Annotated in this window: 7 protein-coding genes; 4 read left to right on the plus strand and 3 right to left on the minus strand. The window is 62.8% G+C overall.

The annotated features are described in order from the left end of the window. Positions 1-362: 362 nt before the first annotated feature. Positions 363-1,718 carry a phospholipase D family protein gene (locus tag ACO2RV_RS24785; protein WP_423296873.1) on the minus strand — a complete coding sequence of 452 codons (1,356 nt, stop codon included), beginning with the start codon at positions 1,716-1,718 and terminating at the stop codon, positions 363-365. A gap of 147 nt (positions 1,719-1,865) precedes the next feature. On the opposite strand from ACO2RV_RS24785, the gene ACO2RV_RS24790 reads away from it, so the two are divergent. The 4 genes from ACO2RV_RS24790 to ACO2RV_RS24805 all read left to right on the plus strand — a co-directional run bounded on the left by ACO2RV_RS24790 (position 1,866) and on the right by ACO2RV_RS24805 (position 4,377). After that, on the plus strand, positions 1,866-2,552 hold the full coding sequence (locus tag ACO2RV_RS24790; protein ID WP_423296874.1) for a hypothetical protein: 687 nt from the start codon (positions 1,866-1,868) through the stop codon (positions 2,550-2,552). Beyond that, on the plus strand, positions 2,549-3,613 hold the full coding sequence (locus ACO2RV_RS24795) for a site-specific integrase (RefSeq protein WP_423296875.1): 1,065 nt from the start codon (positions 2,549-2,551) through the stop codon (positions 3,611-3,613). The genes ACO2RV_RS24790 and ACO2RV_RS24795 overlap by 4 nt, the downstream gene beginning before the upstream one ends. 111 nt (positions 3,614-3,724) lie before the next feature. Then, a complete protein-coding gene (locus tag ACO2RV_RS24800) occupies positions 3,725-3,979 on the plus strand; it encodes an antitoxin (protein WP_423296876.1) in 255 nt (84 codons plus the stop codon). Then, a complete protein-coding gene (locus ACO2RV_RS24805) occupies positions 3,976-4,377 on the plus strand; it encodes a type II toxin-antitoxin system VapC family toxin (RefSeq protein WP_423296877.1) in 402 nt (133 codons plus the stop codon). Before ACO2RV_RS24800 ends, ACO2RV_RS24805 begins: the two co-directional genes overlap by 4 nt. Before the next feature lie 318 nt (positions 4,378-4,695). Here the strand turns inward: ACO2RV_RS24805 and ACO2RV_RS24810 are convergent, their stop codons facing one another. Continuing rightward, positions 4,696-5,583, minus strand: a complete 888-nt coding sequence (locus ACO2RV_RS24810; RefSeq protein ID WP_423296878.1) for a DUF3991 domain-containing protein — start codon at positions 5,581-5,583, stop codon at positions 4,696-4,698. Positions 5,584-5,760: 177 nt separating this feature from the next. Then, positions 5,761-6,919 (minus strand): plasmid replication protein RepC (gene repC, locus ACO2RV_RS24815; protein WP_423296879.1); only part of this gene is annotated, 1,159 nt, incomplete at its 5' end.

Below are 6,919 nucleotides of genomic sequence, written 5' to 3' on the forward strand. Positions count from 1 at the left end.
TCTCACCATAACTGAATCGCGTGACGGTTCCGTCTCAGCAGATCCGACTCGGTCTCACAAATTCTGAATCGGCTAACCCATTGAAAATAAGCGATCGCCAGTCTCATGAAAAACGGTCGGCTGACAGGCGCCTGCGAGACAGAAAATCGCGCTCAGCAGTCGTCCGCACCGCCTTGGGCCGCGTGGCGATGGGCATTGTTCCGGCTCACGCCAGGGAGGGGGATCCGCGCAGCCTGTCGAGGGCGTCCCGACCGCGCGACATCGTGGATCCCTACGGGCATCTCGATGAGATCAGGGTGAAGACGCGGGATTTCAGGTAGCGAGCCCCGTCGCGTCGACCAAGTATTCCCCAGTGTCCCACATCAGCCTACATGAACTCTGACGTCGTATCCCAACGACCGCAGCGCCTTGCTCGTCCGGCCGTTTCTCGGGGGGTAACGATCGGGAAGCGCCCATCCGACGATCTCGCCCAAGGCGCTGACCCCCAGCAACTCGATCTTTCGCTTCGGGTTCGTGAGGGCTTCCCAGAGCCGGTGTGGAACTTCCTCCGCCCGGCCGCCATAGAGAACGAATGCCAGCGTTTCCGTGACGGACACGCCGCCTCGCTCCGGTGCGCGAAAAATGTGCCTAGCCAGAGCGTCGACCTTTTCGGGAATATCGTAGGCCTTTCCGCCCTTCAGGCCGATGAACCGGTTGGGCGCACGACGGGCGTACTCCCTTGCCGCATGAACCCGCCCGAGCACCTTGACGAACTGGTCTTCGGTCAGCCGGCCCAACGTCCTCTCCGAGAAGGCCTTCTGCAGCAAGGGCGCCGTCTTGTTGAGCATTCTGTTTTCGTCCGACGAAGAGGGCAGGGTGCGCCACCAGCGAATCGCTTTCTCGACCGCGGCGTCGGGATCCATTCGATTGCGAGCGAAATGACTCTCGAAGTCTGCGCGCCGTCCGTCGAACGTGTTCTGATAGTAGTGCGCATGCAAAAATTGATCGGCTTGTGCGCCGAGCGGCGCCGTTGCCGCGACCCATGACGGTCTGTTGCCTTCAGCGGAAATCTTCGATGCGATATCCCGGATGATCTGAAGCGTGCTGTTCCATTCGGCGAGGAAAGCCTGGCGGCGGAGATCGCCAGCCGATTTACTGCTGGCGCGAGCCAACCCCTCCCAATGAGGCACCAGGTCGGTCGCAAGCATCGCGTCGTCGAGGGCTTTCTCAGCAGCCTTGCGTCGGGTCAGTTCCTTGCTCCTCGTCGAGAGCAGGTCGAAGAGTTCCTGCGTCAAAGGCGCGGCGTGCTTGTCGATCTCAGCGAACATATGATCCAGCTCAAGGTCGTGACCGCCCTCGGCGAGTTCGGCTTCCGTCAGGAAAACGCCAGCTTCGACGTTATTCCACCACGCGCTTTGGGTGAGATTGGCCGAGCCGATATAGGCGCCGTAGCCGCGCCACCAGATGACCTTCGGGTGAAATCGCCGGACCAGCTTGCAGACATAGCGCCCGGATTTGCGGTTCAGGAATTTGTCGAGAACTGGAATCCCGACAGGGACCTGCTCATCAAACCGTCCCCAGAAGTGCAGCGGGATTTTGTTGTCCCAGCACCAATCGAACAGCAGATCGCTCTCGGAAGCATAGGCTACGGCGGCATCGACACGTTCAGTATGTTCTGTCGCGTTCAGAATGATGTTGCGGAGATAGCCGCCATTCATTCCATTCAGTAGTAAGTCCACGTCACCCTACCCCCAGCCATACTCTCGCCCCTGGGAGTGCCCTAGTTCAAGGCTCGTATCTCAACAATATGGTCGGAGTGCTTCAAAACCTGAGGCGAAGGGCAGCGTCGCACTTCGGGCCGGGCTGTTGGCTGCGCCGAAGCCCCGATGTCGGGTCTTCTCCCGTATGGGCGGCCATCCCTGACGCGGATCTTCGCGCCGCTGACGCTCGATTCACCGCGCGATACGCTACAGGACGCGCTCGACCGGGCAGTCGCCGCGAACGATATCGGCCTCCGCCCGGACGCCGACGCCCTGGCGCGTCTCCGCCAGGGCGTCGACGAGGTCCGCAAGGACGGGCTTCCGGTCGTCAATCCGCCTCTCTCCGGCTACGAGCGCGCCGCGCTGTATAATCAGGCGGCCTATCCAACCGTACGCGGCGTCCTGGCCCTGCTTTGCAATGCGCTGTGTCTGCTATCGAGCGAGCCCGCGCTAGGCCCGCCGGAATGGCCGAAGCAGGCGCCCTCCTCTCTCGTCGACGCGTTCGTCGAGGCGACCACGCCCAAGCGCCGGAGAACGGCGGCTGGCCGCCTCGCGGAAGAAGGCTATTTTTCTCTCCGCCGGGTCGATCTTCAGTTTGGCATAGAGACGAGCCAAGCCAACGACGCTGGAGAATCCGCCCTGAGCGGCCGCGAGGTCGTCGCGCATTGGCGGCGCGGGCATTGGAGGCGCCAGGCGCATGGTCCGGCCCTCATGGAGCGACGTCTGATCTGGATCCGTCCCGTGCTGGTGCGCCAGGACCGCGGCGAGCCGGCGGTCGGCCACGTCTATGCGGTGAAGGAGCAAACGGGATGAAGGGCGACGTCGAACAGCGGCCGGCGGATGTCGCGGTTCCCGCGGATCCTGTCGAGTCCCCCTCCCCTCCCCTTCCGGCACATCTCGAGCGCCTCACGGAACGGGCGCGCGATTACATCGATGCGGCGAGCTCGGTCAACACCCGACGCGCCTATGCCTCAGACTGGCGGCATTTCTCCGGCTGGTGCCGCAGGCAAGGCCTGGACGTGCTGCCGCCCTCCCCGCAGGTCGTTGGCCTCTACATCACCGCCTGCGCCTCCGGTGCGGCTATCCCTGGTGATAAGCCGAACTCCGTGTCCACCATCGAGCGTCGGCTGTCGGCGCTCACCTGGCACTATGCCCAGCGCGGCATGCCGCTCGATCGCAAGGACCGGCACATCGCCACCGTGCTCGCCGGCATCCGCAATACCCATGGCCGTCCGCCACGGCAGAAAGAGGCGGTGCTGCCCGAATACCTGATCGCCATGCTGGAGACGCTTGATCGCGGCTCGCTGCGTGGCCTGCGCGACCGCGCCATGCTGCTGCTCGGCTTCGCCGGCGGCCTGCGCCGTTCCGAGATCGTCGGGCTCGATCTCGGTCGCGACCAGACCGAGGACGGGCGCGGCTGGGTTGAGATTCTCGATCGCGGCATGGTTGTCGCGCTGCGCGGCAAGAACGGGTGGCGCGAGGTGGAGATCGGCAGAGGCTCGTCGGATACCACGTGCCCGATTGTTGCGCTGCAAACGTGGCTGAAACTGGCGCGGATCGGGCACGGCCCCTTGTTCCGCCGGGTGACCGGCCAAGGGAAGGATGTTGGTCCAGAACGCCTCAACGACCGTGAGATCGCGCGCCTTGTCAAGCGCACTGCGCTCGCGGCCGGCGTGCGCGGCGATCTAGACGAGGGCGAGCGGGAAGAAAAATTCGCCGGCCACTCCCTCCGTGCCGGCCTTGCCTCCTCTGCCGAGGTCGACGAGCGCCACGTGCAGAAGCAGCTCGGGCACGCGTCCGCCGAGATGACCCGGCGCTACCAGCGTCGAAGAGACCGTTTCCGCGTTAATCTCACCAAGGCGGCAGGCCTGTGATCCGCGCGCCTTCTTTCGGCATAGTCCACTCTTCACATGTCTCCCTGAGCACGCTTCTTGAAGCTCGGCGGAATGTGGCATATACAAGCATATACACACGGAGGCATGCTTATGGCCGAACAGCATCAATCCCTTGCCAAAGAGGTCCGGCTGTTTCGCAATAATCGCAGCCAGGCCGTGCGCATCCCCGTCGAGTTCGAGCTCCCGGGAGACCGTGCACTGATCAGCCGAGAAGGCGACAGGATCATTATCGAACCTGTACGGCAGAGCACGGGGCTGCTGGCGCTGCTGGCGACGTGGGAGCCGCTCGATGAGGAGTTCCCCGCAATCGAGGATATGCCGGTCGAACCGGAGGATATCTTTTGACGCGCTATCTGCTGGATACGAACATCATCAGCGACATGGTTCGCAATCCAGCCGGACAGGCGGTCCGACGGCTCCAGAAAGTCGGTGACGGCAATATCTGCACCAGCATCATCGTGGCCTGCGAGTTGCGATATGGTTGCGCCAAGAAGGGCTCGGCGAAGCTGCTCGGCAAGGTCGAAGCCTTGCTGGCCACGATCCCGGTCTTGCCTTTGGAGGTCCCCGCCGATGGAGAATACGGCGGCATTCGCGCTGAGCTCGAGGCGGCGGGCCAGAGCATTGGCCACAACGATCTTCTGATTGCCGCCCACGCTTACACCTTGGGGACAATCTTGGTCACCGCCAACGTGGGCGAGTTCAACCGGATCCGAGGCTTGAAGGTCGAGAATTGGCTCGGGTGAAGTAACAGGATCCCTCTTTCCGGGCGGTGCCAGCGCCTGGAGCCTAAGCGCCGGGACAGACCTGGGGCACACTATCGCTGTAAGTCTGCGCAACGACCGGGTCGTACGTGCCGGATTGAGACGCCGAGACGACGCTGTGCCGGTTAGCCGAGCCCTTCGGCATCCAGCTGGGCGGCGCGGCGCCAAATTGGTCGTCCGCGGTTGACGGACCCGGACGAACTAAATCAGTTGTCGAGCGGACTGAGCTGATCCGCGCCGTTCGCACGGTAACCTCGATCCTTCCTTGGGGTGCCGGCGGGCCACGGCGAACGCACCCCGTCATCCGGTGATCTGCGCATTCCAATCTTCGGCCTCTGGCCAAAGGCGCAAGAACTCTGCTCCCGCAGCAGCCGCAATTTCCCGGAGTCGTGCGGCGTAAACGTCGCCCTGGTCGTTTGCGTCGCATGCGGCCACCAGCAGAGAACACGGTCGCGCAGCGAGGGCACGAATGTACTGATCGCTGGCCGGCGCCCACCCTCCCCCGGTGCTGGCGTAAATGCTGTCGGCGCGACAGCCTTCGATTGCGGCGAGGCTCATTGCGTCGATTGCAGCCTCCGTGATGCAAAGCCGCCGAGCGTTGGCTTCGCCCAGCTGGAAGAGCGTCTTTGAGCCGCCGGCTGCGAAGCCTCGCCAGTCCGGCCCGCGCTCTTCCCAGCCGACGACGCGCCCTGCAGGGTCCATGTGAGCCGCCCACATCGACCCCCTCGGCCCCTCTCGCAAGCAGCCGGCCGCGGTCGCTCTCTCAACAATTGCCGCGGGGATGCCGCGGGCTTCGGATAGATAGACCCACGCGGCGGATCCGGGAATTGGAGTAGATCGCTCGGCCCAACGCCGGGAGGGAGCGACGCTAGGACCCCGTCGCGATTTGCGTTGCCAAACTGGATCACGCGGAACGAAGCCCACAAGCTCAGCGACGACCTGAAGCGCGCTCGTGAAACCTTGGGCCCCGAGGTGTTGGGCAAGTGAGAAGACGTCGCCCTTCGCCTGCGACGTCGGATCGAACCAGCCGCGACCATGGTGGTTGACGATGATGATTTCGCCGTCCGCGCGTCGATATTTGATCGCCCGCGATGTGCTTTCCCGAAGGTCGACCTTCCAGCCGCGACTCTCCAGAAGAGCGGAGCAGGGCACCTTTTCCTTGATCTCATCTCGGTTATAGTCAGCCATGCGGGAGGTCCTTTCCCTCGCGGCCCGCCGGTGGCACCGTTACAGCTGTTACCCCGCTTGGCCAACCCATTGACGGCTCACGCGTTTCTTGCGCTGGAACGCGGCCAGCCCTCTTCGGAAGAGGCCAAATCCGCTGGACAGCACGAATAGTTACAGCTGTAACCCCCATCGCGCCGTTCATGAGGCGCTGTCGCGTGCCCGCTTGAGAGCGCCATCCGCGAGACCAAAGAGGCTCTTTTCCAAATGCAAGCTGCCCTCGACAGCACGGTCAATCATTGCGCGGAAGTACCCTCCCGGACTTGATATCTGTTCCGGGCTCCTCATCGACTTTTCGAGAACCGTAATCAGGATGGCAGCGGCCGCATAGCGGCCTACCTTGCCCGCCCCGTCGAGCCAGGCAGCCTCGGACAGCCCGATCATGACGCGCATGATCTCGGCGGAGCCGGTGAGTTCGGGCCAGCTCTTGAACGACCGGCCCGTAATCTCACAGGATTCCGAGCATGCCGACCGAATTAGGCCAACCGAGACCGATGCAAGGACCTCGGATTGAATTTCGTCGGCGCTTCGCGAGGCCCTTACCCCGCGTGAACGTTCCCTTGGTGGTCGATTGGCCGCAGACTTTTTTTCGGCGGGCTGAACGACCGCATTGCGGTCGTTCTCTTGCTGGGAAGAGTCTCGCTCGTTAGAGCGAGGCCGATCATATTTACTTTCAAATGAGTTTTGAGGGGTTGTATTAATATTAGGCGCGACATGAGTGTCACCCTCGCATGACATTTCATGTGGAAAGACATCCTCAGTCGCCTCAGTGATGATCCGGCGATGGAGATCCCCGAGCTCTTGTGCTTCGATCTCGAGCCCCTGCGCCCGGCACTTGATCTGCTCAAGTTCGGCCAACCACCCCGCCGCCTGGTCGGGGTAGGCGTCGCAGGCATCTACAATCGCCCGAGCAAGCCGCGTCGTCGTCCGACGAGCCTCTTGCTCACCGTTCAGACGTGCCTGGAACTCATCAACGAGACGCTTCAGCTCGTGGATCCTCACCCGCGCCGGCGTGAAGTCCAAGCCATAGCCTTTGCCGATCTCGCCTTCCTTGTCGCGATAAACAAAGCGGCGCCCTGTCGGGCTGTCGCGATAAGCCACAATCCCGGCCTCAACCAAACGGCGGATGCAACGAGAGACCTGGCGTACCGATCGCGCCGTATACTCGGCAAGCTGTCCGGCGTCAGCACTGATGGGACCAAATCGGCTTAACTGAGAACGGAGGATTTCTGGTTCATCGTAGCCTTCAAAGGAGCGAAGATGAGACAGAAATCCGGAACCGGGAAAGCGCCGGCAGAGC

The sequence above is a fragment of the Ancylobacter sp. VNQ12 genome, from assembly GCF_049445835.1.
GTDB lineage: Bacteria > Pseudomonadota > Alphaproteobacteria > Rhizobiales > Xanthobacteraceae > Ancylobacter.

Excerpts from the sequence above, each read along its gene's own strand:
- ACO2RV_RS24795 (WP_423296875.1), top strand. The coding sequence starts at position 2,549 with ATGAAGGGCGACGTCGAACAGCGGCCGGCGGATGTCGCGGTTCCCGCG.
- ACO2RV_RS24790 (WP_423296874.1), top strand. The coding sequence starts at position 1,866 with ATGTCGGGTCTTCTCCCGTATGGGCGGCCATCCCTGACGCGGATCTTC.
- ACO2RV_RS24800 (WP_423296876.1), top strand. The coding sequence starts at position 3,725 with ATGGCCGAACAGCATCAATCCCTTGCCAAAGAGGTCCGGCTGTTTCGC.
- ACO2RV_RS24810 (WP_423296878.1), bottom strand. The coding sequence starts at position 5,583 with ATGGCTGACTATAACCGAGATGAGATCAAGGAAAAGGTGCCCTGCTCC.